At 65.0% G+C, this 24,754-nt stretch carries 21 protein-coding genes; 9 read left to right on the top strand and 12 right to left on the bottom strand.

Annotated features, from left to right (window positions below; genetic code table 11):
- The first annotated feature begins 91 nt into the window (after window positions 1-91).
- Complete coding sequence (locus AC13HB_RS13275; protein ID WP_482950247.1) at window positions 92-1,324, top strand: tetratricopeptide repeat protein; 1,233 nt, start codon at window positions 92-94, stop codon at window positions 1,322-1,324.
- On the opposite strand, the gene purN is transcribed toward AC13HB_RS13275, so the two are convergent.
- Both purN and purM read right to left on the bottom strand, forming a co-directional pair.
- On the bottom strand, window positions 1,321-1,971 hold the full coding sequence (gene purN / locus AC13HB_RS13270; RefSeq protein ID WP_482950246.1) for a phosphoribosylglycinamide formyltransferase: 651 nt from the start codon (window positions 1,969-1,971) through the stop codon (window positions 1,321-1,323). The two genes, AC13HB_RS13275 and purN, sit on opposite strands and share 4 nt — an antisense overlap.
- A 17-nt stretch (window positions 1,972-1,988) precedes the next feature.
- Window positions 1,989-3,029 carry a phosphoribosylformylglycinamidine cyclo-ligase gene (purM, locus tag AC13HB_RS13265; protein WP_482950245.1) on the bottom strand — a complete coding sequence of 347 codons (1,041 nt, stop codon included), beginning with the start codon at window positions 3,027-3,029 and terminating at the stop codon, window positions 1,989-1,991.
- Between the two features lie 129 nt (window positions 3,030-3,158).
- Between purM and AC13HB_RS13260 the strand changes: the two genes are divergently transcribed.
- From AC13HB_RS13260 to AC13HB_RS13245, 4 genes are read left to right on the top strand one after another with little or no spacing between them, the layout of a single operon-like run.
- Window positions 3,159-4,271 carry a DUF2066 domain-containing protein gene (locus tag AC13HB_RS13260; protein ID WP_482950244.1) on the top strand — a complete coding sequence of 371 codons (1,113 nt, stop codon included), beginning with the start codon at window positions 3,159-3,161 and terminating at the stop codon, window positions 4,269-4,271.
- A gap of 25 nt (window positions 4,272-4,296) precedes the next feature.
- Complete coding sequence (locus AC13HB_RS13255) at window positions 4,297-4,977, top strand: P-loop NTPase family protein (protein WP_482950243.1); 681 nt, start codon at window positions 4,297-4,299, stop codon at window positions 4,975-4,977.
- A complete protein-coding gene (locus tag AC13HB_RS13250) occupies window positions 4,974-7,160 on the top strand; it encodes an RNA degradosome polyphosphate kinase (RefSeq protein ID WP_482950242.1) in 2,187 nt (728 codons plus the stop codon). The genes AC13HB_RS13255 and AC13HB_RS13250 overlap by 4 nt, the downstream gene beginning before the upstream one ends.
- Window positions 7,153-8,700 (top strand): Ppx/GppA phosphatase family protein, encoded by a 1,548-nt coding sequence (locus AC13HB_RS13245; protein WP_482950241.1) that lies wholly within the window; start codon window positions 7,153-7,155, stop codon window positions 8,698-8,700. Before AC13HB_RS13250 ends, AC13HB_RS13245 begins: the two co-directional genes overlap by 8 nt.
- Before the next feature lie 3 nt (window positions 8,701-8,703).
- Here the strand turns inward: AC13HB_RS13245 and rnd are convergent, their stop codons facing one another.
- The 5 genes from rnd to AC13HB_RS13220 are packed head-to-tail and all read right to left on the bottom strand — an operon-like array spanning window position 8,704 to window position 13,449.
- Window positions 8,704-9,864: a ribonuclease D gene (gene rnd, locus AC13HB_RS13240; protein WP_482950240.1), complete on the bottom strand. Its 1,161-nt coding sequence runs from the start codon at window positions 9,862-9,864 to the stop codon at window positions 8,704-8,706.
- 41 nt (window positions 9,865-9,905) lie between these two features.
- On the bottom strand, window positions 9,906-11,213 hold the full coding sequence (locus AC13HB_RS13235) for an MFS transporter (RefSeq protein ID WP_482950239.1): 1,308 nt from the start codon (window positions 11,211-11,213) through the stop codon (window positions 9,906-9,908).
- Complete coding sequence (locus AC13HB_RS13230) at window positions 11,210-11,956, bottom strand: lysophospholipid acyltransferase family protein (RefSeq protein WP_482950238.1); 747 nt, start codon at window positions 11,954-11,956, stop codon at window positions 11,210-11,212. The genes AC13HB_RS13235 and AC13HB_RS13230 overlap by 4 nt, the downstream gene beginning before the upstream one ends.
- 42 nt (window positions 11,957-11,998) lie before the next feature.
- Window positions 11,999-12,784 carry a lysophospholipid acyltransferase family protein gene (locus AC13HB_RS13225; RefSeq protein WP_482950237.1) on the bottom strand — a complete coding sequence of 262 codons (786 nt, stop codon included), beginning with the start codon at window positions 12,782-12,784 and terminating at the stop codon, window positions 11,999-12,001.
- 35 nt (window positions 12,785-12,819) lie between these two features.
- Window positions 12,820-13,449: a TetR/AcrR family transcriptional regulator gene (locus tag AC13HB_RS13220; RefSeq protein ID WP_482950236.1), complete on the bottom strand. Its 630-nt coding sequence runs from the start codon at window positions 13,447-13,449 to the stop codon at window positions 12,820-12,822.
- 232 nt (window positions 13,450-13,681) lie between these two features.
- Here AC13HB_RS13220 and AC13HB_RS13215 point away from each other — a divergent pair, with 232 nt between their 5' ends.
- Window positions 13,682-14,293 carry a DUF805 domain-containing protein gene (locus tag AC13HB_RS13215; RefSeq protein ID WP_482950235.1) on the top strand — a complete coding sequence of 204 codons (612 nt, stop codon included), beginning with the start codon at window positions 13,682-13,684 and terminating at the stop codon, window positions 14,291-14,293.
- Window positions 14,294-14,768: 475 nt separating this feature from the next.
- Window positions 14,769-16,586, top strand: coding sequence for an aspartate--tRNA ligase (gene aspS / locus AC13HB_RS13210; protein WP_482950234.1), 1,818 nt, complete (start codon window positions 14,769-14,771; stop codon window positions 16,584-16,586).
- 77 nt (window positions 16,587-16,663) lie between these two features.
- Here the strand turns inward: aspS and AC13HB_RS13205 are convergent, their stop codons facing one another.
- From AC13HB_RS13205 to AC13HB_RS13195, 3 genes are all read right to left on the bottom strand, one after another.
- Window positions 16,664-17,965 carry a pentapeptide repeat-containing protein gene (locus tag AC13HB_RS13205; RefSeq protein WP_482950233.1) on the bottom strand — a complete coding sequence of 434 codons (1,302 nt, stop codon included), beginning with the start codon at window positions 17,963-17,965 and terminating at the stop codon, window positions 16,664-16,666.
- 158 nt (window positions 17,966-18,123) lie between these two features.
- Complete coding sequence (locus tag AC13HB_RS13200) at window positions 18,124-18,612, bottom strand: pentapeptide repeat-containing protein (RefSeq protein WP_482950232.1); 489 nt, start codon at window positions 18,610-18,612, stop codon at window positions 18,124-18,126.
- 58 nt (window positions 18,613-18,670) lie between these two features.
- The gene (locus AC13HB_RS13195; RefSeq protein ID WP_482950231.1) at window positions 18,671-21,628 is read right to left on the bottom strand and encodes a TSCPD domain-containing protein; all 2,958 of its coding nucleotides are present in this window, start codon (window positions 21,626-21,628) and stop codon (window positions 18,671-18,673) included.
- A 171-nt stretch (window positions 21,629-21,799) separates the two neighbouring features.
- Between AC13HB_RS13195 and AC13HB_RS13190 the strand changes: the two genes are divergently transcribed.
- Together AC13HB_RS13190 and AC13HB_RS13185 are read left to right on the top strand one after the other, a co-directional pair.
- Window positions 21,800-22,210 (top strand): NADH:ubiquinone oxidoreductase subunit NDUFA12, encoded by a 411-nt coding sequence (locus tag AC13HB_RS13190; RefSeq protein WP_482950230.1) that lies wholly within the window; start codon window positions 21,800-21,802, stop codon window positions 22,208-22,210.
- Between the two features lie 66 nt (window positions 22,211-22,276).
- Window positions 22,277-22,759, top strand: a complete 483-nt coding sequence (locus tag AC13HB_RS13185; RefSeq protein WP_482950229.1) for a DUF2155 domain-containing protein — start codon at window positions 22,277-22,279, stop codon at window positions 22,757-22,759.
- Here the strand turns inward: AC13HB_RS13185 and aat are convergent.
- Both aat and accC read right to left on the bottom strand, forming a co-directional pair.
- Window positions 22,726-23,388 carry a leucyl/phenylalanyl-tRNA--protein transferase gene (gene aat / locus AC13HB_RS13180; RefSeq protein WP_482950228.1) on the bottom strand — a complete coding sequence of 221 codons (663 nt, stop codon included), beginning with the start codon at window positions 23,386-23,388 and terminating at the stop codon, window positions 22,726-22,728. The genes AC13HB_RS13185 and aat overlap by 34 nt on opposite strands.
- 16 nt (window positions 23,389-23,404) lie before the next feature.
- Entirely contained in the window at window positions 23,405-24,751 is a 1,347-nt protein-coding gene (gene accC / locus AC13HB_RS13175; RefSeq protein ID WP_482950227.1) for an acetyl-CoA carboxylase biotin carboxylase subunit, read from the bottom strand.
- Window positions 24,752-24,754 lie beyond the last annotated feature (3 nt).

Below are 24,754 nucleotides of genomic sequence, written 5' to 3'. Positions count from 1 at the left end.
CTTCAAATACCGGCCATGACCGGGCTATCCTCTTGTCCTGACTTTTTTCTGACCCTGTTTTCCGACCCTGCGTCGGCCTGGAGTTGAATTCGTGGACCTGGCGTCTGGTTTCCGCATCGGCGCGATCGAAGTCGAGCCGCGCAATGGCCGATTGCTGCGCGACGGCGAGACGGTCGAACTCGAGCCGAAAGTCATGGATCTGCTCTGCCTGCTGGCGCGGGCGGAGGGCGATGCCGTGTCGCGGGACACGATCGCGTCCGAATTGTGGGCGGGGCGGATCGTGAACGACGACGCCCTGGCGCGAACTGTCTGGAAGCTGCGCCAGGCGCTGGCGGACGATGCGCGCCAGCCGCGCCTAATCGCGACCGTGCCCAAGCGCGGCTACCGGCTGCTGGTCACGCCCGAGCCGCTGCTCGCGACCGGTTATGCAGACGAGCCGAGCATCACGCGGCGCGCACCGGTCATCGGTGTCATCGCAGCCGGCGTGGCGATCGTGCTGGCAGGCGCGGTCTGGATGTCGATGCGTTTGACACCCGACACGTCCGGCGAGGTGCTGACCCTGATCGAGCGGGGCGATGATTTCTACGCCCAGATGACGCAGGCGGAGAACGAGTCGGCGATGCGCCTCTATGAGCGCGCGCTTGAAGCGGACCCGGATGCCGCTCCGGCGCATGCCGGTCTCGCCAATGCGCTGACCCAGTCAGTGATCCGCTGGTCGCCGGGCGAGTGGCCGGAGATCGGCGAGACTTCGCGGGTGCAGACGGCGCTGGCCAATGGTCGGACGCAAACCGAGACCGCCCGGCGGCAGCTGGAGCGGGCGCTCCGACATGCCCGGCGGGCGCTGGAGATCGATCCCGGCTATGCGCTGGGCTATCGCGCGCTCGGGCTGGCCCTGTCGGCCAGTGGCGAGATCGAGGAAGCGATCGAGGCCTATAACCGGGCTGTGACGATCGAGCCTGATTCCTGGGAAGCCCTGATCAACCTGTCCGATATGCACGAATACCGCGGCGAGGACGAACTCTCGCTGCGCTATCTCGAACAGGCCTTCGATGCGATGAGCCGCGTCTATGACGAGCAGGCCGTCCGTATCCGGCCCTGGTATTCCCTCACCGGGATATCGATCGCGCAGGATCATCTCGAAGCGGGGCGCCCGGATGAGGCTGAGCGCTGGTACAGGCGGGTGCTGCACTGGGACCCGTTCAACCCGCAGGCCGTGACCGGTCTTGCCGGGCTTCTGCTGGCGCGGGGCGACCGGATCGGTGCCCGCGAGGCTTGTGCGGTTCTGCCGGACGAGCAGGACGAGGAGGCCTGTCTGAACCCCTAGTCGTGCGGGTTCATCAGGATGTCGGCACCGAATTCGCGGGCCTGCAGCCTGACCCGTTCGCCGGCGACGCGGGCCTTGCCCTGGCAGGCGAGGGCGACGCATTGCGGGTAGAGCTTGTGCTCGGCATCGAGAACGCGTTGCGCCAGGGTTTCCGGCGTATCGCCCGGCAGGACCGGCACGGCGGCCTGACCGATGATCGGTCCGTCGTCCATCTCCGGCCGGACGTAATGAACGGTGCAGCCATGGATGCGCACGCCGGCTTCCAGGGCCCGCTCATGCGTGTGGAGTCCCTTGAAGGCCGGCAGGAGCGAGGGGTGGATATTGATCAGCAGGTCGCGCCAGCGCTCGGTGAACCATGGCGTGAGAATGCGCATGAAACCGGCAAGGCACACGACGCGTGCATCGAAGACCTTGAGCGTCTTGTCGAGCGCCTCCTCGAACTCCTCGCGTGTCTCGTATTCGCGATGGTCGACCACGTCCGTGTCGATCCCGGCCGCTTCGGCTACGGCGAGCCCGGCCGCATCGCGATTATTGGACAGGACGAGGACGATCTCCGCCGGAAAGGCCGGATCCTTCGCGGCCTCGATCAGGGCCTGCATGTTCGAACCGCGCCCGGAGATGAGCACGGCGATCTTGGTCTTCGCCATTCGGTCTTGTCCCTCGATCAGGCCGATTTGAGTTCGCCGACGATCATGGCGGTCTCGCCGCTCAGCGCAAGCGCATCGATTGTCGCATCGACCTTGTCGCGCGAAACCGCGAGCAGCATGCCGATGCCGCAATTGAAGGTGCGGTGCATTTCGTGCGCATCGATCCCGCCCGTCTCGGCCAGCCACTGGAAGACCGGCGGCAGGGTGAAGGCGCCGTAATCGATGTGCGGGACCAGATGGTCAGGCGTCATGCGCGGCGGATTCTCGACCAGGCCCCCGCCGGTGATGTGAGCAAGCCCCGTCACGAGGTCGGACTTGATCAGCGGCAGGCAGGATTTCACGTAGAGCCGCGTCGGCTCGAGGAAAGCTTCGCCCAGCGTCTTGCCCGGTTCGAAGGGGCAGTCGTCGGCCCAGTCGAGCCCCGCGACCTCGACGACTTTGCGTACGAGCGAGAAACCGTTGGAGTGCACGCCGGAGGAGGCGAGGCCGATGAGCACGTCGCCGGCGGCCATGGTCTCATGGTCCGGCAGGAGCGCGCCGCGTTCGGCCGCGCCGACCACGAAGCCGGCGAGATCGAAGTCCTCGCCCTCGTACATGCCCGGCATTTCCGCCGTCTCGCCGCCGATCAGGGCGCAGCCGGACTGGCGGCAGCCTTCGGCGATGCCGGCGACGATGGCTTCGCCGCGCGCCGGTTCGAGCCTGGACGTGGCCAGATAGTCGAGGAAGAAGAGCGGTTCGGCGCCCTGGGCCAGCACGTCGTTCACGCACATGGCAACGAGGTCGATGCCGACCGTATCCACCTTGCCGGTGGCGATGGCCAGTTTCAGCTTGGTGCCGACGCCGTCCGTACCGGAAATCAGGATCGGGTCCTTGTAGCCGGCCGCTTTCAGATCGAATGCACCGCCGAACCCGCCCAGGGCCGCAGCCGCACCGGCGCGGCGGGTGGAAGCCGCCAGCGGTTTGATGCGGTCGACGAGCGCGTCGCCGGCATCGATGTCGACGCCGCTGTCCGCATAGGTGAGCCCGTTCTTGGGTTCGTTTTCTCCGGTTCCGGCCATGCCGATTCCCCAGCCTGTGACAAGAAGCGGAGGAGTACAGTCGAAACGGTACCGGAAGCAAGCCACGGGCTTCACGCGGGACTGCGTCCGGTTATAGTGGCCCCAACACGACCCACAGGAGTTGCAGCCGTGCGTTTTCTTTTCGCCGCGTTTTCCCTCGCCGCGTCTTCCTTCGCCCTGGTGCCCGCGGGCACGGCGCAGGCCGACGATCCCTATACCGTAACCGGCGTGCCGATCGATGCGACTGCCAGCAACGCGCTGGAGGCCCAGACTGTGGCCATGCGTGAAGGGCAGGTCGATGCGGCGCGCCTGTTGATCGAGCGTCTGACCCTGGCCGAAGACCGCATGGGTACGGATTTCGAGCTCGAGCCGCATATGACCGAGGAAGGCGAGATGGTCGAGGGTTTCGCGCTCGACCGGGCCATCATCTCCGAGCTGATCTCCGGCCTGGAAATTCGCGACGAACAGCGCAGTGCGACGCGCTACCTCGCCGATATCGATGTCAGCTTCGACCGCCGCAGCGTGGCCCGTGTGCTGACCGCCTATGGCGTGCCCTTCGTGGAAAGCCAGTCGCGCCGCACGCTGGTCCTGCCGGTGCTGGGCACCGGCAACGGTTTCCTCCTGTGGGAGGAGAACCCCTGGGGTAATGCCTGGCGCGAACAGAATTTCCGCAATTCGCTGACGCCGATGTTCGTGCCGGAGGACGCGGAGGCACGGGCGATCGTCTCGGCCCGCAGCGCGCTGGGCCTGGACGAGGAGAGCCTGCGGCAGCTTGCGGTCATGTACGACGTCAACCGCATCGCCATCCTGCGCGCCCAGGAGCGTGACGGTATCCGGCGCTTCGGCGGCTATCTCGTCTCTATCGAGGCGACGGGCGAATTCGTGGTCGAGACCTGGGGACCGGCAACAGTCTATGGCGGCTGGCGCGATGCAGCTGCGGATTTCGTGGCCGACCGCGAGACGGCCTGGAAACAGCAATCCGTCGTTCGCGATTTCGAGACGACCGAGATGCGCGTCACCGTGCTCTATTCCGGTCTGCCTGAATGGCGCAGCCTGCAGGCCGCGCTGACCCGGGCATCGCTGGTCGACAGTGCGCAGCTCGATGCGCTGTCGCGTGACGGCGCGCGCATGACGGTGAATTATCGCGGTGCGCTGGAACAGCTGGTTTCAGAGCTTGCCGAGCGCGGCGCGACGCTGGAAGAACATCCCGGACTGGGCTGGGTGGTGCTCTCTGCCCGGTAAGCGCAACAGGACCGGCGGAGACGCGATGACACCGCAATTGGCGCTCGACCTGCCAGCGAGCGAGGATTTCAGTGCAGAAAGCCTGATCGAAGGCCCCTCCAATGCCGAGGCCATGGCCGCGCTTGCGCGCTGGCGCGACTGGCCGCGCCATGTTCTGGCGCTGACCGGGCCGGCCGGTTCGGGCAAGTCGCATATCGGTACGGTCTGGGCGGACCAGGCCGGTGCGCGCACCATTGCGGCCTGCGATCTTGCGGGCCTGCTGGCGGAATTGCCGCCTGGCGAGGCCCTGCTTGTCGAGGATGTCGACCGTGGCGTCGACGATGATGCGCTCTTCCACACGCTCAATCGCGCCGCGGAGGGGGATATCCCGGCGCTCCTGCTGACTGCCCGGACGCCGCCCGTGCTCTGGAAGGCCGGTCTGCCGGATCTCGTTTCCCGCCTGCGGGCGCTGCCCCGGGCCGAACTGCACGAGGCCGACGACGATCTGCTCACGCGGCTGATCGAGAAGCAGTTGCAGGATCGCCGCGCGCCGATGAAGCCGGGCGTGATAGACTATATCCTGCCTCGCATGGAGCGTTCCGTCGCTGCGGTTCGCGATCTGGTCGAGCGCATGGACAAACTGGCCCTCGTCAAGCGTACGCCGATCACCCGATCGGTGGCGCGCGAAGTGCTGGACAGCTGGTATCAGGGTGGAGACGCGGAATGAATGCGCCAGTGACGGACCCGGGACGCGATGCGATCGACGTGGAGGCGCTCATGGAGTCGCCCAAGCGCTTCCTGAACCGGGAGCTTTCCTGGGTACAGTTCAATCTGCGCGTTCTGGAGGAGGCGGAAAATCCGAACCATCCGGTCTTTGAGCGCCTGCGCTTCCTGTCGATTTCCGCCAGCAATCTCGACGAATTCTACATGGTGCGCGTCGCCGGTCTTCGCGCCCAACTCCATTCCGGCGTGACCTCGCCGAGCATAGACGGTCTCACCCCGTCTCAGCAGCTGGAGGAGATCCACCAGCTGGCCGGCGAGCTGATGGTCAAGCAGCAGGTGCTCTGGCGCAAGCTCAAGGGCGACATCGCCGAAGCGGGCGTGCGCCTGCTGGAAGCCGACGAAGTATCCAAGACGGACGAGGCTTGGCTGCGCGGCGATTTCCTCAAACACACCCTGCCGGTAATCACGCCCCTGGCGATCGATCCGGCGCACCCGTTCCCCTTCATCCCCAATCTTGGTTTCGCGCTCGCCCTCCGCCTGCGCCGCCAGGATACGGGCAAGCTCATGAATGCGCTCATCCCATTGCCGAGCGGTGTGAAGCGCTTCATCGAACTGCCGGGGCGGCCGCGCCGCAACCAGGAGCGGGTAGAGCGGCGCTTCATGGCTCTGGAGACGGTGCTGGCCATGTTCGTCGATACGCTCTTCCCGGGCCATGAGGTGGAAGGCAAGGGCATATTCCGGGTCATCCGGGACAGCGATATCGAGGTCGAGGAAGAGTCCGAAGACCTGATGCTGGAATTCGAGAACCTGCTCAAGCAGAGGCGGCGCGGCGCCGTGGTGTGCCTGACCATGGATGCGGACATCCCGCCCGTGCTGCGCGACCTGATCGTCCAGCACCTGCATGCCGAACCGCAGGACATCGTGCCGGTGGACGGCATTCTCGGTCTCGCCCAGGTCAACCAGCTCATTCCGGACGACCGGCCCGAGCACAGCTTCGTCCCCTATGAGCCGCGCTATCCGGAACGGATTCGCGATCATGGCGGGGATTGCTTCGCGGCGATCCGTGAAAAGGACATCATCGTCCACCATCCCTATGAGAGTTTCGATGTGGTGGCCGGCTTTCTGCGCCAGGCGGCGGCCGATCCGGATGTCATCGCCATCAAGCAGACGCTCTACCGGACATCCAAGGACTCGCCGATTGTCGCGGCTCTGATCGAGGCGGCAGAGAGCGGCAAGAACGTCACCGCCCTGGTTGAGCTGAAGGCGCGCTTCGACGAGGAGGCGAACCTCAAATGGGCCCGTGATCTGGAGCGGGCCGGCGTACAGGTCGTCTACGGCTTCATCGAGTATAAGACGCACGCGAAAATCTCGCTCGTCGTGCGGCGCGAGGGATCCGAGCTGCGCACCTATGCCCACTTCGGGACGGGCAATTACCACCCGATCACGGCGCGTATCTATACCGACCTCTCGCTCTTCACCGCAGACCCGGCCTTCGGGCGCGATGCGGGGCGTGTGTTCAACTATGTCACCGGTTATGCGCGCCCGGAAAATCTCGAGCGCCTGTCGGTCTCGCCGATCGGCATGAAAGAATTCATCCTCGAGCATATCGAGACCGAGATCGCCAATGCCCGTGAAGGCAAGCCGGCCGCTGTCTGGGCCAAGCTGAATTCGCTGGTGCATCCGGAAATCATCGACGGGCTCTACCGGGCCAGCCAGGCCGGCGTACGCGTGGAACTCGTCGTGCGGGGGATTTGCTGCCTGCGTCCGGGCATTCCGGGCCTGTCGGACAATATCCGCGTCAAGAGCATCGTCGGGCGTTTCCTCGAGCACTCGCGCATCGTCTGCTTCGCCAACGGCAAGACCATGCCGTCGCCGGCGGCCAAGATCTACATCTCCTCGGCCGACTGGATGCCGCGCAATCTCGACCGGCGCGTCGAGCATCTCTGTCCGATCCAGAACCCGACCGTGCACCGCCAGGTGCTCGACCAGATCATGGTCGCCAATCTCAATGATACCGAGCAGAGCTGGTATATGGACAGTGAGGGCGATTATCGGCGCGTCGACCGGGCGAATGTCGACAACCCCTTCAGTGCGCATGCCTATTTCATGACCAATCCGAGCCTGTCCGGCCGCGGTCATGCGCTCAAGGACGACCAGCCGCCGGTTCTGACGGGGCATGATGGCTGATCCGGTCCGGGCAGACGCGTCGGTCGTCCCGATGGTCTCCGAGACCGCGATCAACCGCGATATCGGGGTCATCGATATCGGCTCGAACTCGGTCCGCCTTGTGCACTTCCGGGTCGAGGGGCGGTCGCTTTGGCCGATCTTCAACGAGAAAGTCATGGCCGGGCTCGGCAAGGGCGTGCGCGAGAGCGGCCGGCTGAACCCGTCCGGGCGCGAGGTGGCGCTGCGGGCGCTCAAACGATTCCAGCGCCTGCTCGACGCCAAGGGCGTGCGCGACCGGCATGTCATTGCGACGGCCGCCGTCCGCAATGCCCAGGATGGCCCGGATTTCGTCGAGGCGGTGGCGGATCTGACCGGTATGGAAGTCCGCATCCTCTCGGGCGAGGACGAGGCCGCGCTTTCGGCTCTGGGCGTGGTCACCGGCATTCCCGATGCTCACGGCATGATGGGCGATCTCGGCGGATCGAGCCTCGAGCTGACGCCTATTGCGCACGGCCAGCCCGGACCGGGCGTCACCCTGCCGCTGGGGCCGCAGGAAGTGCTGCGCGACAGCGACTGGGACAAGCGCAATGCCAAGCAGGTCGTCGAGGCGGCCCTTGACGCGTGCGCGCTCGATCTGGAAACCGGCGGCAGTTTCTACGCGGTCGGCGGGGCCTGGCGGGCGCTGGCGCAACTGGCCTTCGCCCGCTTCGGATCGCCCCTGCATGTCGTGCACCAGTTCAGCCTGGGCCGGACCCAGGTGATGGAGCTGACCAAGCTTGCCACCCGGCTCAGCGCGGCATCGCTGACGGGCACGCCAGGGCTCTCTTCGCGCCGCGTGGCGACCCTGCCTTATGCGGCGCTGTTACTACGCCGCGTGATGAAGCGGGGCGGGTTCTCGCGCCTCGTTTTCTCCGCCTATGGCGTGCGGGAGGGCGTGCTGGCGTCCGGCTTGCCCGAGGCGCTTCTGTCTACCGATCCGCTGATTGCGGGGGCCGAGGCCATGGCCCTGCCGGCCGCGCCGACGCCGGGATTCGGGCGCGCGCTTGCGGCCTGGATTGCGCCGGCCATGTCCGAGGTCGAACCGGCCTTCGATCCGACACGCGATTGCGTCATGCAGGAAACGGCGGCGCGGCTGGTGGATATCGGCGCGCGCCTCCATCCGGATCATCGTGCAGACCTGGCGCGTGACAGCGTGCTCTATGCGCCCTTCGCCGGGATCACCCATGCCGAGCGGGTCTTCCTGGCGGCCGTGATCCACTACCGTTACGGCGGCAAACCGGGAGCGCTGGAGGGGCTGGAGGAGTTTACTCTGCTCAGCGACCAGCAGCACGATGTCGCGCGCATGCTGGGTGGAACGCTGCGGCTTGGCGCCAAGCTCTCCGGCCGTTCGCCACGCCTGCTCGACAGGTTCACGCTGCGGGTGACTGAAGACGCGGTAGAGCTCGACGTCGACGAGAGCGTGCACGATCTCTATGTCGAGCGCTCGGTCTCGCTGCTCGATGCGCTGGCAGGCGCGATCGGGCGCACCGGTGCAGTCAACTACATATCCGGGACGGAATAGGGCTCAGCCCTGGACGGGCTTGATCACGACCTTGCCGTCCTCCAGCGCCAGCGCCATCTCGCCGCGCTTGAGCTTCATGGCAGGTTCGCCGAAGACTTCCCGGCGCCAGCCCTTCATGGCGGCGACGTCTGCATCGTCTTCCGCGGCGATCTTTTCGAGATCAGGCACGGTGGCGATCAGGCGCGAGGCGACATGGGCATCCTCGGCGACGAGTTTGAGCAGAACTTTGAGCAGCTCGACAGTCGGCCCGATGCCTTGCGGCGTCGGCGCCGGCTTGTCCGCTTTCGGCGCGTAATTGTCGGCGTCGGCAAGCGCTTCGCGCATCTTCTCGAAGAGGCGCTTGGCCGGGCTGGAGCGCTCGAATCCCTTGGGCACGGCGCGCAGGCCGGTGAGCTGGTCCGGCTGGGTCGGGGCGACATTGGCGATCTCGTAGATGCCGTCATCCTTCATCACGCGCTGGCGCGGCATGTCGCGCGTCTGCGCCTCGGTCTCGCGCCAGGCGGCCGCGGCGCGCAGGGCGGCGAGCCATTTCGTGCTCGTCTTGCGCAACTTCATCCGGCGCCAGCTCTCCTCCGGGTCGAGCCGGTAGGTGGACGGGCTGGTTAGGACCTTCATCTCCTCGGCGAGCCATTCGTCGCGGCCCTTCTTGTGGAGACGTTCCGTCATGATCGGATAGAGATCGCGCAAATGGGTGACGTCGGCGATGGCGTAATCCATCTGCGCCTGACTCAGCGGGCGGCGCGACCAGTCGGTGAAGCGCGGTCCCTTGTCGATCGGACGCTTGAGCAGGGCCTTGACCAGGGCGTCATAGGCGATCGAGTCGCCCAGTCCGAGCGCCATGGCCGCGACCTGGCTGTCGAACATCGGGTGCGGGATGAGATCGTCGCCGCCCTGATGGTAGAAGATTTCCAGGTCCTGGCGGGCCGCGTGGAAGACTTTCAGGATCCGGTCGTCGGCCATCAGCTCCCAGAAGGGCTCCAGATGAATGCCGTCGGCCAGCGGATCGATGATGACTTCGGTGTCCCCGGCGGCCGCCTGGATCAGGCAGAGCTTCGGCCAGTAGACCGTTTCGCGCATGAATTCTGTGTCGACCGCGACATACTCGTGCTGAAGGAGGTCGTCGCAGGCGCGGGCGAGGGCGTCAGTCGTCGTAATCATGTCCATGGAGCGGCCCTTTAGCGCGGACCGCTCCGTTTGGCTATCCGTTAGGGCTGTCCGGCCGTCGCGCTGCGGCTCTGCTGCATCAGTCGGCGCAGGATGATTGCCGCTACGACGGCGCTGCCCGTACCGACCAGTGCAAAGACGAGCGCAGGCGATCCGCCCGCCCAGGCATTGAGCATGAGCAGGAGTTGTGCGCCGGTCGCTGCGGCGGCGTTGAGCAGATTGCCGCCGGCCAGAAGCCGGGCCCGGATGTCTTCCGGGGCGCGGCGCTGGGCGAGGGCCTGTTGAGGGACGACATAGAGACCGGCGAACATCGCAGCGAGGAAGAAATCGACCAGGATGCGCCAGTGGGCCGGATCCTGCACGAAGGCGGCGACACCGACCGCGGGACCCGTCTGCCAGTGCAGCAATTGCCAGGCGAGATCGCCGGCGAAGACCACTACGCCGATGGCGCCGGCGACGGAAAACGCGCTGGCATCCTCGCCGCGGGCGAACAGTCCGCAGCTGATGGAGCCGACTGCTGCTCCGACAGTGAAGAGGACCTGCATGGCTGCCGTGAGCATCTGGTCCTGGCCGAGCACGTCCTGCACGACTGTGTGGAGCAGGGTGACCACGGCGGCGGCGATGGCCCAGAACCAGGCGGCTGCGAGCAGCGGGCGTGCCATGCCTGGCGTCTTCAGGACCAGTGCGATCATGCGCCAGGTCTCGGTCACGAAATTCCAGTTGACCGGCTTGGGATTCTTCGCCGAGGGCGAGGGCGGCGTGGCCAGGATGACGAGCCAGCCGAGAATGGCACCGCCGACGAGAACGCCGCCAATGATGAATCGGCCGTTGCCGGTCGGGATGAGCAGCGTGCCCAGCGCACCGCCGACGAGGATCGCCATGAAGAGGGAACCTCCGATCAGAGCATTGCCCGGCACGAGTTCCTTCGCGCCGAGATAATGCGGTAGTGAGGCGACGCGGGCGGGGCTGTAGAAGGCCGACTGAACGCCCATCAGGAAGAGGGTCGCCAGCAGGACGAGGCTGTTCATGGTGTAAAAGCCGAACGCTGCCAGCGTCATCAGACCGATCTCGGCCAGCTTGGTCTTCTTCAGGATCTCCGCCCGGTCGTAGCGGTCGGCGACCTGGCCGGCGACGGCAGAGAAGAGGAAGATGGCCGCCGTGAAGGCGTTCGCGGCCATCGGGGCGAGGGCACCGGCGGGCATGTCGCCGAAGGTCAGCAGCCCGGCCGAGGCTCCCACGACGAGCGCCATCTTGAACATGTTGTCGTTGAAGGCACCGAGTGTGGTCGCGCCAAGAAGCGGGACGAAACGGCGTTGTCCCAGAAGGGATACGGCAATCCTGGCACTCATGACTTGATCTCCTTGCCCGCACCAACCGGGCAGGTCCGGCCCTCGGCTTCAAGAGCCCGGGTCCGTGTTTCGATGGCGATCTGCAGGCGGCTCATCAGCTCGGGGCGAGTGAGACCTGTTTCGATCGGTTCGAGGAATTCGATGACGGCAGTTCCCGGCGATTTGTGCCAGTCCTCCTGCTGCCAGCGCAGGCCCATATTGGTCGCGACCGGCACGACCGCGCGCCCGGTATGGGCGTAGAACATGGCGACACCCTTGCGGTAGCGGCGCGTTTGGCCGACGGCGGCGAGGCCGCCTTCGGGATAGATCAGAACCGGCCGGTGGTCGTCGAATGAGCGCGCTATGGCGGCGTCGAGCGCACCCATCGCGCTTTCCTTCGCATTTCCCTGGGCATTGACCATGGTGGCACCTGCCTGTCTCACGATGCGGTTGATCAGCGGGAATTTCTCGATCCCGTTGCCGATCACGAAATTGAGGTCGCCGAGCAGGGCCATCATCAGCGGGCCGTCGGCATAGGATTGGTGCTTGGCGGCGACGATGACACGCTGTCCGGCCGGCGGCGTCCCGCGCACTTCGATCCGGATCCCGGCCACAGCGCGCAGAAGCCAGCGAACCGTCCGGCAATAGCCGATCATCGTGGCGACCAGCGGGCCCCTTGCCGGCAGGAAGGACAGCGCATAGCACGTCAGGGCGAACACGGCGGACACGCTCCAGAACAGCGCGTTGAAGATCGCTGAGCGCATGAGGCTCCTCCCTGCAGCGGTCATCCGGACCGGCACTGCATCTTATGCGCAGCTGCCGGCAACACGGTCGGTTTCCGGATCGAAGCGCGATTCTGCCTGGCCCGGTGCTTCCAATCGAGGTGCGAACTCGGCCTCGAGGATACGCGAGCGCATCTCTACGCGGGCTTCCAGCTCGGCCAGGACGGCGTCTCGGTCCTTGCTCGGGGCGATCGGGTCGAGAAACTCGATCACGGCCGTACCCTTGAACTTGGTCCATTTCTGCTGCGGCCAGCACTGGCCCAGATTGGTCGCGACCGGAACGATCGGGCGGTCCAGCTCCTGCGAGAGACGCCACACGCCCGAGCGATAGCGCATGCCTTCGCCGACCGGGGTGAGGTGGCCTTCCGGATAGATCAGGACCGGGCGCGGGCGGCCTTCGCCCTGCGAGCGGGCGACGCCGTCCATCAGGTGTTTGTGGGCTTCCGCACCGCCCTGGTTCGACAGCACGATTGCGCCGCAACGCTTCAGCACCCATCCGATCAGCGGGAATTTCAGCATGTGGTCGCCGCAGACGAAGTTCACGTCGCCGCACTTGGCCATCATGACGATGCCGTCGCCCCAGGACTGGTGCTTGGCGCCGATCACGACCGGCTGGTCCTTCGGCGGCGTGCCGCGGACCTCGACCTTGATGCCGCAGATCCAGCGCATCAGGTGCACGGTCAGGCGCGAATAGGAGCGCAGTCCGTGCATGAGGGCCCAGCGGCCCGGAATGAGCGCCAGCACGGCGCAGATGACGGCGTAGACGCCGGAGATGAACCAGTAGGTGATGTTGAAGATGAAGGACCGCATGATGGCCTCCCTGTGGTGATCTGTGTGGGTCCGGATCAGGCCGTGCGCAGCACGGCCATGATCGCCCGGACGAAATTCTCGATATGTTCTGACAGCGGCTTCTCGATACGTCCGTAGAGGCTGTATTCGGCCGCCTGCATGACCACGCCCAGCGCCATCGCCGACTTCAGCTCGGCATCGCCCGTGGGTATCTCTCCGCGCGCCATGGCGTCCTCGACGCAAGCCGTCATCAGATTGGACGGATTGGCCCCGCCATCGCCGGTCGAGGCGATAAAGGCGTTGCGGTGGGCGAGGTGATAGGTGAATTGCGCCGGGTCCTGGTCGGCCAGATTGCAATAGGCCGTGACCAGGGCGCGGGCGGTGTCCTCCAGCGACGCATCCGGATCGAGATGGCCGGCCACCATTTCCATCAGCTTGCGATGAATGGCCTGAAACATGATCCGCGCCAGCGTCTCCTTGGAGGCGAAATGGCGGTACATGGCGCCGTCGGAAATGGCGCAGGCCCGGGCGATCTGCTTGATCGAGACTCCGTCCAGTCCGTGCTGGGCGAAGAGCTGAAGCGCTGCCCGCTCGATCCGTGCCTTGGTCGAGCCCGGCTTGCCGGTCACGCCCACATTGGGGTCCATGCCCTCGAAAATATCGTCTCGCAGCAATCCCGCCGTCATCGGTCCCGTCCTTTATGCAAACGTCGTGTGAACGACCATTCACAGTTTAAATAGAACGGCGTTCGTTTAAGTGCAAGCTTATTTTGTAACGACGTTCGTAAAAATGTTTCACGAGTCGGCTCCCGGATTGGATAGGCCTCCGCTCAATATTGATTTCGGTTTGAATCCCGTGACTTGATCGCCGAACATGGCTAGGGGGAAACAGGAAGGAATTGCTTTTCAGGGGGATCGCATGGTGCTGCTTGATGCGCTCAGGAATAATCTGGCCAAGCTGACGGACTTCAGCGGCAGGGAGGCGCGTGGCTCTTTCCTGATCTATGCGGGCTTCGTTGTCCCGATCCTGTTTGCGGGGATATTTCTGGCGATGGTACCGGAAATGTTCACGGCGATGGAGCGCATGCAGACCTTCGCGGCGGAGAATCCCGAGCTTGCGACAGTGACGCAGAACGGGAGCAGTTATTCGATCCGCATCGAAGGGCATCATCCCGAATTGATGCCGGATTTCGGGGCAATGTTCGCCGGAATGAGCGTAATCGCCGGACTGGCTGTCCTTCTGCTCGGAGCATCCGTATCGCGCCGCCTTCATGACACCGGGAAGACCGGATTTCTCGGACTTCTGCCGCTGCCCTTTCTGGCCTTCGCTTTCATTCTGATGCCCAGACTGTTCGCCGCATTCACGGCGGAGCCCGGTTCGGACTTGCCGTTCGATCCCGTGATATTCGCCGCACTCTTCCTCAACAATATGGTCTATCTCGCTACGCTCGCTCTATTGATCTACCTGCTCACGAGGGACAGCACGCCAGGGGAAAACAAGTACGGCCCGGCGCTCGAAAAGGGCGATTGATTCAACGCGCAGCCGGACCTCTGAAGCCGACTTATCCTCACCCCCAGAACCTCGTGCATACTTCTTCATGGTTTTCGGGACGGGAGGCGCGAGCTCAGTCACTTGTGCCCGGTTACGAGCGGAGCCTGTCCGGGCGAGCGGTGTGACGGCCGTGAGCGCTGGCAGGGCGGTGCGACGGGTCTGACGGCACTAACCGACCGACCTGAATACCCGCGCACTTGGACACGGGGGCGAGAGCGTCCGGGAAAACTCCGCGTGCGGGAGACCTGTCCGGTCACTCACACTTCAAACGCCATTCGACCTGTCAGGTCTCCTGCACGCCTCCCATATCTCCAGCGGTTCGCCGTGTGGGGCTTCTAGGCGTGGGATAGCCGGTCTCCAACTGCGCCCCAGACCCCGTTCAGCTTGACATTCCGCCCCGCAAAACGGCACATCGCGGCAACTTGTATAACCCCGATCACCGGACGCTTTACTCATGCACGCATACCGCACCCATACCTGCGCCCAGCTGCGCAAGGATCATGTCGGCCAGACGGCCCGGATTTCCGGCTGGATCCACCGCAAGCGCGATCATGGCGGTCTGCTCTTCGTCGATCTGCGTGACCATTACGGCATCACCCAGATCGTGCTGGAGCCGGAGAGCGAGCATTTCGCAACGTTGGAGCGTCTGCGCGTCGAGAGCGTCGTGACCATCACGGGCGAGGTCGTGGCCCGTTCCGACGAGACGGTGAACGCCAACCTGCCGACAGGTGAGATCGAGGTCCGCGTGCACGACATGGCGATCCAGTCGGAAGCCGAAGAGCTGCCGCTGCCGGTCTTCGGCGAGCCGGACTGGTCGGAAGAAGTGCGCCTCAAGCACCGCTATATCGATCTGCGCCGCGAGAGCCTGCACAAGCGCATCGTGCTGCGTTCCAAGATCATCGACTCGATCCGCCGCCGCATGGTCGATGAGGGCTTCACCGAATACCAGACGCCGATCCTGACGGCCTCCTCGCCGGAAGGCGCGCGCGACTTCCTGGTGCCGGCCCGCCTGCACCCGGGCAAGTTCTACGCGCTGCCGCAGGCGCCGCAGCAGTTCAAGCAGCTGATCATGGTCTCCGGCTTCGACCGCTATTTCCAGATCGCGCCCTGCTTCCGCGACGAGGACGCCCGCGCCGACCGCGCGCCGGGCGAGTTCTACCAGCTCGACATGGAAATGAGCTTCGCTACCCAGGAAGACGTGTTCAACGTCATCGAGCCGGTGATGAAGGGGCTGTTCCAGGAATTTGCCGATGGCCGGGACGTGCCGGACGAGGCCTTCCCGCACATCGCCTACAAGGATGCGATCCAGTGGTACGGCTCGGACAAGCCGGACCTGCGCAACCCGATCAAGATGTCGGACGTATCCGATACCTTCCGCGGTTCGGGCTTCAAGGTCTTCGCCGGCATGCTGGAGAAGAACCCGAAGGTCCAGGTCTGGGCCATTCCGGCGCCGACCGGCGGCAGCCGTGCCTTCTGCGACCGGATGAATTCCTGGGCCCAGAAGGAAGGCCAGCCGGGCATGGGCTATATCTTCTGGCGCGAGACCGAAAACGGTATCGAGGCCGCCGGCCCGATCGCCAAGAATATCGGCGAGGAGCGCACCAATCATCTGCGCGCCCAGCTGGGGCTCAAGGCAGGCGATGCCGTGTTCTTCGCTGCGGGCGACCCGTCCGATTTCGCCGGCTTTGCCGGACGCGCCCGCGATGTCGTCGGCACCGAGCTGGATCTGTGCGAGAAGAACAGCTTCCGCTTCTGCTGGATCGTCGATTTCCCGATGTATGAGTGGGACGAGGAGAACAAGAAGATCGAGTTCTCGCACAACCCGTTCTCCATGCCTCAGATCGATCCGGACGCCTTCATGCAGCTGGACGACGATACCGATGCGGAAACCCTGCTCGGTCTCAAGGCCTGGCAGTACGACATCGTCTGCAACGGCGTCGAACTGTCCTCCGGTGCGGTGCGGAACCACCGTCCCGACGTCATGCTCAAGGCCTTCGCCTTCGCTGGCTATGATGCCGAGACGGTCGAGGAAGAGTTCGGCGGCATGCTGAACGCCTTCCGCTATGGCGCGCCGCCGCACGCCGGCGTGGCCCCGGGCGTCGACCGCATCGTCATGCTGCTCGCCGACCAGGAAAACCTGCGCGAAGTCGTGATGTTCCCGAAAGACCAGCAGGCCCGAGATCTGATGATGAACGCGCCGGCCGAGGTCGAGATGAAGCAGCTTCGCGAACTGCACCTGCGCGCGGTCGTCCCGGATCCGAAGAAGGACTGACGGGGCGCAGCCACGGGTTGAAACAAAAGCGCCGGAGCAGGGCTCCGGCGCTTTTTTGTGTCCGATGATTGCCGCCGCTATTGCGGTTCGGGCGGCGGCGGCGGGACCGGCATGCGGCGGACCTCGAAATTGTAGACGTTGCCGTCGGACATGTGGATCAAGTATTCACGTTCGAGATCGCGTTCGATGTCGCGAGCCTCGCGTTCCATCTCGCGTCGCACTTCGCGCGCTTCACGTTCCGCCTCTCGCTCGATTTCGCGCATTTCCCGCTCGATTTCACGCTGCGTTTCCATGTCGTCGCGACGAGCGGCGGCCTCCGCTTCGGACTGGAGTTCCATGAGCCGCCGGGCTTCGTGTCGCGCCTCGATGAGCGCATCCTGCTCGCGCCGGTGGCGGCGCAGCTCGCGTTCGGCGCTGGACAGGGCCCGCATGGCTTCATTCGTCGCCTCGCGGATCGCGTCCTGATCAAGCTCGCCGGCATGGACTTCCAGTGCCACGCCGATCTCGGACAGGATTTCCGCACGGATGGCCTCGACGGCATGAAGATGTTCGAGCACGTCCGCATCTTCGTCGCCCTCGATACGGATGCGGTAACCGGCGAGGGCGGCGGTGTGTGCATTGTCGTCGGGCAGGCTGTCGCATTCGGGCAGACGGATGTTGTCGGACAGGCGCGTCGTGTCATCGCCGCAGGCGCCGGAGAGACTGTTCTTGGACAACCCGCTCACATCGTCGAAAACGGCACCGGAAAAATTGACGCCTTCGAGAATGGTACCGGAGAAGTTCACATCGCCGAGACGGGCGCCTTCAAAACTGGCGCCGGTCAGGTCCGCATCGCTGAAATTGACGTCGTCGCCTGTCACTTGCGCGAAATTGGCACGACGCACTTCGGCATTACGGAAGACGGTGTCGTCGAGCTGGGCCCGCAGAAAATTCGCCTGCCGCAGCCGGGCCTGTGCGAACAGCGTGTCACTCAGATCCGAGCCGATGAAGGTCACGAAGACCATCTCGGTGTGACTGAAATCCGCACTGGTCAGGTCGGCATTCGAGAAATTGACGCGCTCAATCCGCGATCCCGACAATTCGGCGTCCCGCATATTGGCCCGGGAGAAGGTCACGCCGGTCATATTGGCGTTCGTCATCCGTGCGTCTTCGAAACTGGCTTCGTTGAAGCGGCTTTCGATCAGGGTGACGCCGGGCAGTTCGGAGCCTTCGAACGTCGTGCCTTCGAAATTGGCGCCGATGAAGACGGCACGCGCCATGTTCTTGTCGGAAAAGTCGCAATCCTCGCACTCGCCACCGATCGCGAGTCCACGGCGCGGATGGCCGTCACCGCCTGCGAGGGCGGGCGAGGTGGTCAGGACGAAGCACGAGGCCGTCAATATGGTTCCAAATTGCGCTAGACGCATGACCCCACGGATACGCCAGGGACCGTCCGAATACGACTTAAATCCCAGTAACCCAGATGCATATCCTATGAAGTTCGACCATCCTTGGCCAGCATGGCGGCATGCCGTGCGCACGCTTGCACGACGCTGCCTCAACGGCAGCGCGGAACCGTCAGCCCGGACGGCAGACGGGTGCTCGGATCGCCGCAGGCCGTGTCGAGCTGGGCCTGGGTCAGGCCGCGCGCCGTCACGAGCTCGGCGCCGGACAGGGTCGCACCAGTGAGGTCCGCACCGGTCAGGTCGGTCCCGCCGAAATAGGCGCCGACAAGATTGGCGCGGCTGAGATCGGCCCGGCGGAAGCTGGCGCCGGTGAAACGGGCGCCGAAGAGATTGGCCACGGACAGATTGGCATTGTCGAACCGGCTCCGGTTCATCGTGGACAGGGAGAGGTCCGCCTGGCGCAGGCGCGAGCCGGAGACGTCGATATCGGGCAGGTCCCGATAGGCGAGGTCGGCCTGGAAGAGATTACACCCGGTGCAGGACAGGCCCGACTGGACCCGCGCGATCTGCGACGCATCCTGGGCCTGAACGGCGCCGAGGCCTGTCAGCGACAGTATGAGGGCGATGAAAAGCCGTGCCATTGTGGTGCACTCCCAGCCGGTTCTGATCTCCGGCATGCAAGCGGCGCACCGGTTACAGCTAGTCGTTCCAGCCGCAGGCATCGCACTTTCGCGCCTGATCGCTCTCGCCGTCGACGACGGTGAAGTGACCGCATTCCGGGCAGGGGTCGCCGGAATAGACCGAGATGTCGCGCGCCGGACGGGCCGGGCCATGATCCTCGATCTCGTAATGACCGGCATGATTTTCGTCGCCGTCATTTCCCGCCACGGCCTTCTTCTGCGGATTGGCGAACATCAGGATATTGTCCGGTACCTGGCCGCGGCTGAACCCGCGAGAAATGAATTTCGCGGCCGCTTCCTGGGCCAGTTTTTCCTGCTCGACGCCCTTGCCGAGACCGCCCGGATCGGCGCGATCCGGCGGGACTTCTGCGAGGTCCTCGCGTCCCAGATAGGACACGCCAAGTTCGCGGAAGAGATAGTCCAGGATCGAGGTCGCGTGCTGGATCGAGTCATTGCCCTCGACCGGGCCGGCCGGTTCGAAACGGGTGTAAACGAAGGCGTCGACATATTCCTCGAGCGGAACGCCGTACTGCAGTCCGATGGAAATCGCGATGGCGAAATTATTCATCAGCGAGCGGAAGGCGGCGCCTTCCTTGTGCATGTCGATGAAGATTTCGCCCAGCTCGCCATCGTCGAACTCGCCGGTGTGGAGATAGACCTTGTGTCCGCCCACGGTCGCCTTCTGGATATAGCCTTTGCGGCGGTCCGGAAGCTTGCGGCGCGCGGCCGGTTTCTCGATCACGCGCTCGACCTCGACCGTCCGCTCGATGATGCGCTCGGCGGTCGGTTCGGCGGCATAATCGCCCTTGTCGAAATCGATGGCGGGCAGAAGGTCGAACAGGCCCGACGCGGTACGGCGGATTTCGAGCCGGCGCAGTCCCAGCTCGGCGCCCAGATCGATCAGCGCCGAGACGTCGTCTATGGTCGCGTCGCCGTCCAGCTCCAGCGGCGTGACGCAGGCGCCTTCCATCTGGGCCTCCAGCGCGGCGGCCATCAGCATCCGGGCTTTCTCGCCGGGTCTTTCGAAGACGGCACGGACATCCGCCGCCAGGGCCGGCGCGGTGTCCAGCGTCCCGGTGCCGTGCGCGTAGAGATCCGCTGCACGGATATCCGCCTCGGTATAGCCGATCGCTTTGCAGAGGGACTGGCCCTCGGCCTCGATCACGTCGCTGGACAGACCCAGCGCGTCGCGGCAGACGCGATCGCCGAGCGTCCAGCGGTTCAGCGCATGGCGTACCGAGGCGCCTTCGCCGATCGAATCCTCGAGCCGCTCGAGTGTGTCCTCCGGCACGCCGCGCTCCAGCAGGTCTTCATAGGCGATGCCTGGCGCACCGCGCAGAGTGCCCTGACCGGCAGCGTGGTCTTCGGCCAGCTCGATCTGCGTAGCGGAAATCCCGAGTGCCTCCAGGCCCGACCGTACGCAATCGCGCAGGCGCTGCCCCCCCATAGGACCACCATCCGACGTGATGGCACCGTTGACTGCGTTGGCGGCGAGACTGTCCGCGTCGAAGAGACCGGCAATGGCCGGGGCGACACGAAGACAGGCGATGGTCAGGCCGGGGCGAGCCAGTGCCGCTTTCGCGAGGAAAGGGCCTTCGGCGCTACGCAGATGGGCGACCACGCCGGAGAAGGCGTCCGGCAGGCCGTCCAGCTCCAGTTCGGGGCCGAGGCCCGGCGCGCGGGCACCGGTTTCGGAGGCTACATCGCGCAGTGCCGTCGTCGCGAGACGAACGAGTGCGGCGGCTGCTGTGCGGCCCATATCGCTGTCATGAGCCAGGCCGGCCGTCATCAGAGCGCTTCCCACGCCGCTGATGGACAGCGTGCCTGCGCTGTTCGCACCCTTCGGCGCGCTCAGGATCAGGGCAATCGACCAGTAGCGGACTGCGTCCAGCAGGAGGCCGGCCCTGAACTGGCCGTCAGGGCCGAAAAAGGCCGGCAGATTGATGTATAGCACCGGCCCCGTCGCCGGTGGCGCCGTGTGGAAGGACAGGGCGGGCGTGCCGAAGCTCCAGACGGTCCGGGCAATCCCGGTTCGGAAATCGCGGGCCCGGAGAGATCCGCCATCCTGCTCGAAACTCCAGGCTTCGTCGCTGTCGATCGCCGATTTGAGAGCCGGCGGAATATTGATCACGGCCGGGCGGGCCGGCTTGCTGTCCGGAACAAGGGAGCCCAGCGCGTCGTCACCCGTGCCCTGGCGTGCCAGGGAGAGTGCGCGCTCGACCGCCTCTTCCGGAACGCCGTCCTTGAGCGCTCGGCGCATGGCGCGGGCGAGGGCGGCATTGCGGCGGGGATCGAAACAGTCTTCCGGCTCGCCGGAACAGCGCTCGCAGGCTTCCCCGATGGCTTCGAGGCGTTCGCGGGTCACGCGGGCGCCCACTTCGAGAACGGAAGCGCGCAGTGAAGCTTCGGCGACGCGGCGCAACTGGGCCGGTGCGTGGCCGGTTTCGGCACGAATTGTGAGTTCGGGTTCGGCGTCGGCGGCCTTGGTGGTCGCGGGGGCCGGAGCGTCGCCATAGGCCCAGTCCGCTCCGCCATCGCGCAGCAGGGTGGCGTCGGGAAGCACATAGCGTCCGGTCAATGTCGCGGCGAGCTCGTCTGCGAACACCGTGGCGTCGTCCGGCGTGTCGAAGGCGCCCTGGCGGGCCGCTGACCAGGCGAGCGAACCGGACAGGCGCGCAGCAAGGACCGAAAGACCGCTCTCGACCTCTTTCTCATCGCCATCGGCGACCTGCGGCGCGAGGCGTCCGAAGCTTTTCTGGCTGGGGCGCGGTTTCGTTCTGGCGGGCCGGGGTGTGTCGAGCAGATCGGCGAGCGTCTGCGCAGCTGCCATGCTCCAGTCGGCAGGAACCATGATGGTCCGGGTGTCGCCGCCGAGCTCGGCTTCGCCTGCCCCGGGAGCGGCGACGCTTCGTGCTTCTTCGGTCAGCGCGCCGGCGGCTTCCGCCACACTGCGAGCAAAACGATTATCGACCTTCATGATCCCACCCTCGATTGTCCCGAATCGCCCGGGAGTTGAATGAGTCTACTCCTCGTACGTCCGTGCCAGAACCCCGCCGCTTTCAGTCGGTGCCGCGTTCGGCACTGGACCGGCAGCACAAGCGGGGGCATATAGGCCCGGCATGCCTCGACCGACTCGGAGCCGCTTACAATGTTCGGACTGATCTCGAAGATTTTCGTCTGGTGGAAAGACGCCACGCCCGGCACCTTCCTGACCCTCGCCATGCGGGGCGCCAAGAAGGTCGGTGAGGACGAGTATGGCAATCGCTATTTCGAGGAATCGGGCGTGACCGGTCCGGACGGCCAGAAGCGCCGCTGGGTCGTTTACAAGGGCTATGCCGACGCCTCGCGTGTCCCGTCCGACTGGCATGGCTGGCTGCATCACACCTTCGATACGCCGCCGAGCGAAACCCCGCTGCCGCGCCAGACCTGGGAGAAGGATCATCATCCGAACCTGACCGGCACGGTCTACGCCTATCGGCCGTCGGGCAGCCTGGTGAGCCCGGCCAAGCGCCAGGCGTCCTCGGCGGACTATGAAGCCTGGTCTCCGGACGAAGCCTAGGCGCTCGCCTAGCGTACCAGGCGAACCGCCTCGACACCGTCATAATTTCGCGACAGGGTGAGTTGCATGAAAGTCTTGTTTGCCGCCCCGCTCGTCGCCGCCATCGCGGCTTTTTCCGCATTCGCACAGGACAGCGATCCCGCCCGGGAAACTGCAACTGCGCAGGAAAGCGCAGCGGACCTGCTGCGTCAGGACGATCCGGATGCCCGCGAGAACCGCGAGCCGCTTTCCAGCGAACCGGGCAGCGTTGTCGTGCTGCGCGGGCTGGACAAGGTGACGGCGCGCACCCGCGATTTCGAGATCAATATCGGCGAGACGGCCGATTTCGGCGCTCTGAGCATCACCCCCCAATACTGCCGCAAGCGGCCGCCGGAAGAGACACCGGAAACCTATGCCTTCCTGCAGATCATGGACCGGCGTACGGACGGATTCGGCGTCGATACCGAGGGCGAGCAGATTTTCTCGGGATGGATGTTCGCGTCGCGTCCGGCGCAGAATCCGCTCGAACACCCGGTCTATGACGTCTGGGTGCTGGACTGCCGCGACTGAGCGAGAGCTTCCGTTCCGCTGACCTCGGCCGGCAAACTCATGAAATCCGCCTGAATCTCGAGCGCTGCCGCCAGTTTCTGCCGGTAGACGTCGCGTCCGATGGTGATGGCGCCGAAACTCTCCAGGTGCGAGGTCGTGAACTGCGTGTCGAGCAGGGTGAAACCGCCTGCCTGTAACCGGGCGATGAGGTGGACGAGTGCGACCTTGCTGGCGTCGCGGCGGCGCGAGAACATGCTCTCGCCGAAGAAGGCGCCGCCGAGGCAGACGCCATAGAGACCGCCGACAAGGTCGGCGCCGATCCAGCACTCCACGCTGTGGGCGTAGCCGGACTCGTGCAGCTCGGAATAGAGACTGCGGATACCGTCATTGATCCAGGTTTCCTCGCGCCCCGGCGCTGACTCCGCGCACCCCTCGACAACCTTGCCGAAGGCGATGTCCGTGGAGACCTGGAAAATGTCCTGGCGAACGGTCTTCTTGAGGCTGCGGGCTATGTGGAAATCGTCGAGCGGGATGATGCCGCGTTCGTCGGGGTCGAGAAGATAGATGCGCGGATCGTCACGGCCCTCCGCCATCGGGAACACGCCCCGGGCGTAGCAGTCCAACAATTCTGCGGAACCGAAACCGCGCATCCTGTCTCCGTGACGGCTAGCCTTCCCGTTTGGCCAGCCACTCTTCGAGCCAGCGGATGTGATAGTCCCCACTGACGAAGTCCGGCTCTTCCAGAAGGTCGAGGAATATCGGGATCGTCGTTTCCACACCGCCGACGACCATCTCTTCCAGCGAGCGGCGCAGACGCAGCAGGGTCTCTTCCCGGGTGCGGCCGTGCACGATCAGCTTTCCGATCAGGCTGTCGTAATAAGGTGGGATTTTATAGCCCGCATAAAGGGCGGAATCGAGGCGGACGCCGAGGCCGCCCGGTGCGTGGAAATCCGTAACCGTGCCCGGCGAGGGCGCGAAGGTCTTCGGGTTTTCCGCATTGATGCGGCACTCGATGGCCCAGCCCTCGAAGGTGATGTCGTCCTGCGTGATGCCGAGTTCGGCACCGTCGGCGACGCGAATCTGCTCGCGGACCAGATCGAGGCCGGTGATCATTTCGGTCACGGGGTGTTCCACCTGCAGGCGGGTATTCATCTCGATGAAGTAGAACTCGCCGTTCTCCCAGAGAAACTCGATCGTGCCGACGCCGCGATAGCCGATCGCCTCGATGGCCTTGCGGACGACTTCGCCGATCTTCTTGCGGTCTTCGTCGTTGAGGGCGGGTGAGGGCGCTTCTTCGAGGATCTTCTGGTGACGGCGCTGCAGCGAACAGTCGCGCTCGCCAAGATGGACGACATTGCCGTGAGTGTCGGCGAGGATCTGTATCTCGATATGGCGCGGGCGACCGAGATATTTCTCGATATAGACCGTGCCGTCGCCGAAGGCGGCCAGGGCTTCGGCGGCTGCGGTCTCCATCGCCTCTTTCAACTTGTCGGCGGTCTCCGCGACTTTCATGCCGCGGCCGCCGCCGCCGGAGGCAGCCTTGATCAGGACCGGATAGCCGATCTTCTCGGCGATGGGCTTGGCCTCTTCATAGGTCGCCACGCCGCCGTCCGAGCCCGGGACGACCGGAATGCCGGCATCCATCACGGCCTGTTTGGCGGTAATCTTGTCGCCCATCATGCGGATGTGCTCGGCCGTGGGGCCGATGAAAGCGAGGCCGTGCGCCTCGACGATCTCGGCGAAGCGCGCATTCTCCGACAGGAAGCCATAGCCCGGGTGGATGGCCTGGGCGCCTGTGACTTCCGCTGCCGTGATGATGGCGGGCACGTTGAGATAGCTCTTGCCGGCCGGCGGCGGGCCGATGCACACGCTCTCGTCCGCGAGGCGGACGTGCATGGCGTTCGCGTCGGCTTCCGAGTGCACGGCCACAGTGCGAATACCCATCTCGCGGCAGGCGCGATGGACGCGAAGGGCAATTTCGCCGCGATTGGCGATCAGGATCTTGTCGAACATGTT

This window comes from Maricaulis sp. B-26, from assembly GCF_056857855.1.
This window is presented reverse-complemented; position numbering and strand designations above follow the sequence as displayed.

Bases quoted from the DNA above. Each gene is read 5' to 3' on its own strand.
- AC13HB_RS13230 (WP_482950238.1), bottom strand. From the start codon at position 11,956: ATGCGCTCAGCGATCTTCAACGCGCTGTTCTGGAGCGTGTCCGCCGTG.
- AC13HB_RS13195 (WP_482950231.1), bottom strand. From the start codon at position 21,628: ATGAAGGTCGATAATCGTTTTGCTCGCAGTGTGGCGGAAGCCGCCGGC.
- AC13HB_RS13235 (WP_482950239.1), bottom strand. From the start codon at position 11,213: ATGAGTGCCAGGATTGCCGTATCCCTTCTGGGACAACGCCGTTTCGTC.
- AC13HB_RS13225 (WP_482950237.1), bottom strand. From the start codon at position 12,784: ATGCGGTCCTTCATCTTCAACATCACCTACTGGTTCATCTCCGGCGTC.
- AC13HB_RS13245 (WP_482950241.1), top strand. From the start codon at position 7,153: ATGGCTGATCCGGTCCGGGCAGACGCGTCGGTCGTCCCGATGGTCTCC.
- AC13HB_RS13215 (WP_482950235.1), top strand. From the start codon at position 13,682: ATGGTGCTGCTTGATGCGCTCAGGAATAATCTGGCCAAGCTGACGGAC.
- purM (WP_482950245.1), bottom strand. From the start codon at position 3,029: ATGGCCGGAACCGGAGAAAACGAACCCAAGAACGGGCTCACCTATGCG.
- AC13HB_RS13190 (WP_482950230.1), top strand. From the start codon at position 21,800: ATGTTCGGACTGATCTCGAAGATTTTCGTCTGGTGGAAAGACGCCACG.
- rnd (WP_482950240.1), bottom strand. From the start codon at position 9,864: ATGGACATGATTACGACGACTGACGCCCTCGCCCGCGCCTGCGACGAC.
- AC13HB_RS13255 (WP_482950243.1), top strand. From the start codon at position 4,297: ATGACACCGCAATTGGCGCTCGACCTGCCAGCGAGCGAGGATTTCAGT.
- accC (WP_482950227.1), bottom strand. From the start codon at position 24,751: ATGTTCGACAAGATCCTGATCGCCAATCGCGGCGAAATTGCCCTTCGC.
- AC13HB_RS13250 (WP_482950242.1), top strand. From the start codon at position 4,974: ATGAATGCGCCAGTGACGGACCCGGGACGCGATGCGATCGACGTGGAG.
- aat (WP_482950228.1), bottom strand. From the start codon at position 23,388: ATGCGCGGTTTCGGTTCCGCAGAATTGTTGGACTGCTACGCCCGGGGC.
- AC13HB_RS13185 (WP_482950229.1), top strand. From the start codon at position 22,277: ATGAAAGTCTTGTTTGCCGCCCCGCTCGTCGCCGCCATCGCGGCTTTT.
- purN (WP_482950246.1), bottom strand. From the start codon at position 1,971: ATGGCGAAGACCAAGATCGCCGTGCTCATCTCCGGGCGCGGTTCGAAC.
- AC13HB_RS13220 (WP_482950236.1), bottom strand. From the start codon at position 13,449: ATGACGGCGGGATTGCTGCGAGACGATATTTTCGAGGGCATGGACCCC.
- AC13HB_RS13200 (WP_482950232.1), bottom strand. From the start codon at position 18,612: ATGGCACGGCTTTTCATCGCCCTCATACTGTCGCTGACAGGCCTCGGC.
- aspS (WP_482950234.1), top strand. From the start codon at position 14,769: ATGCACGCATACCGCACCCATACCTGCGCCCAGCTGCGCAAGGATCAT.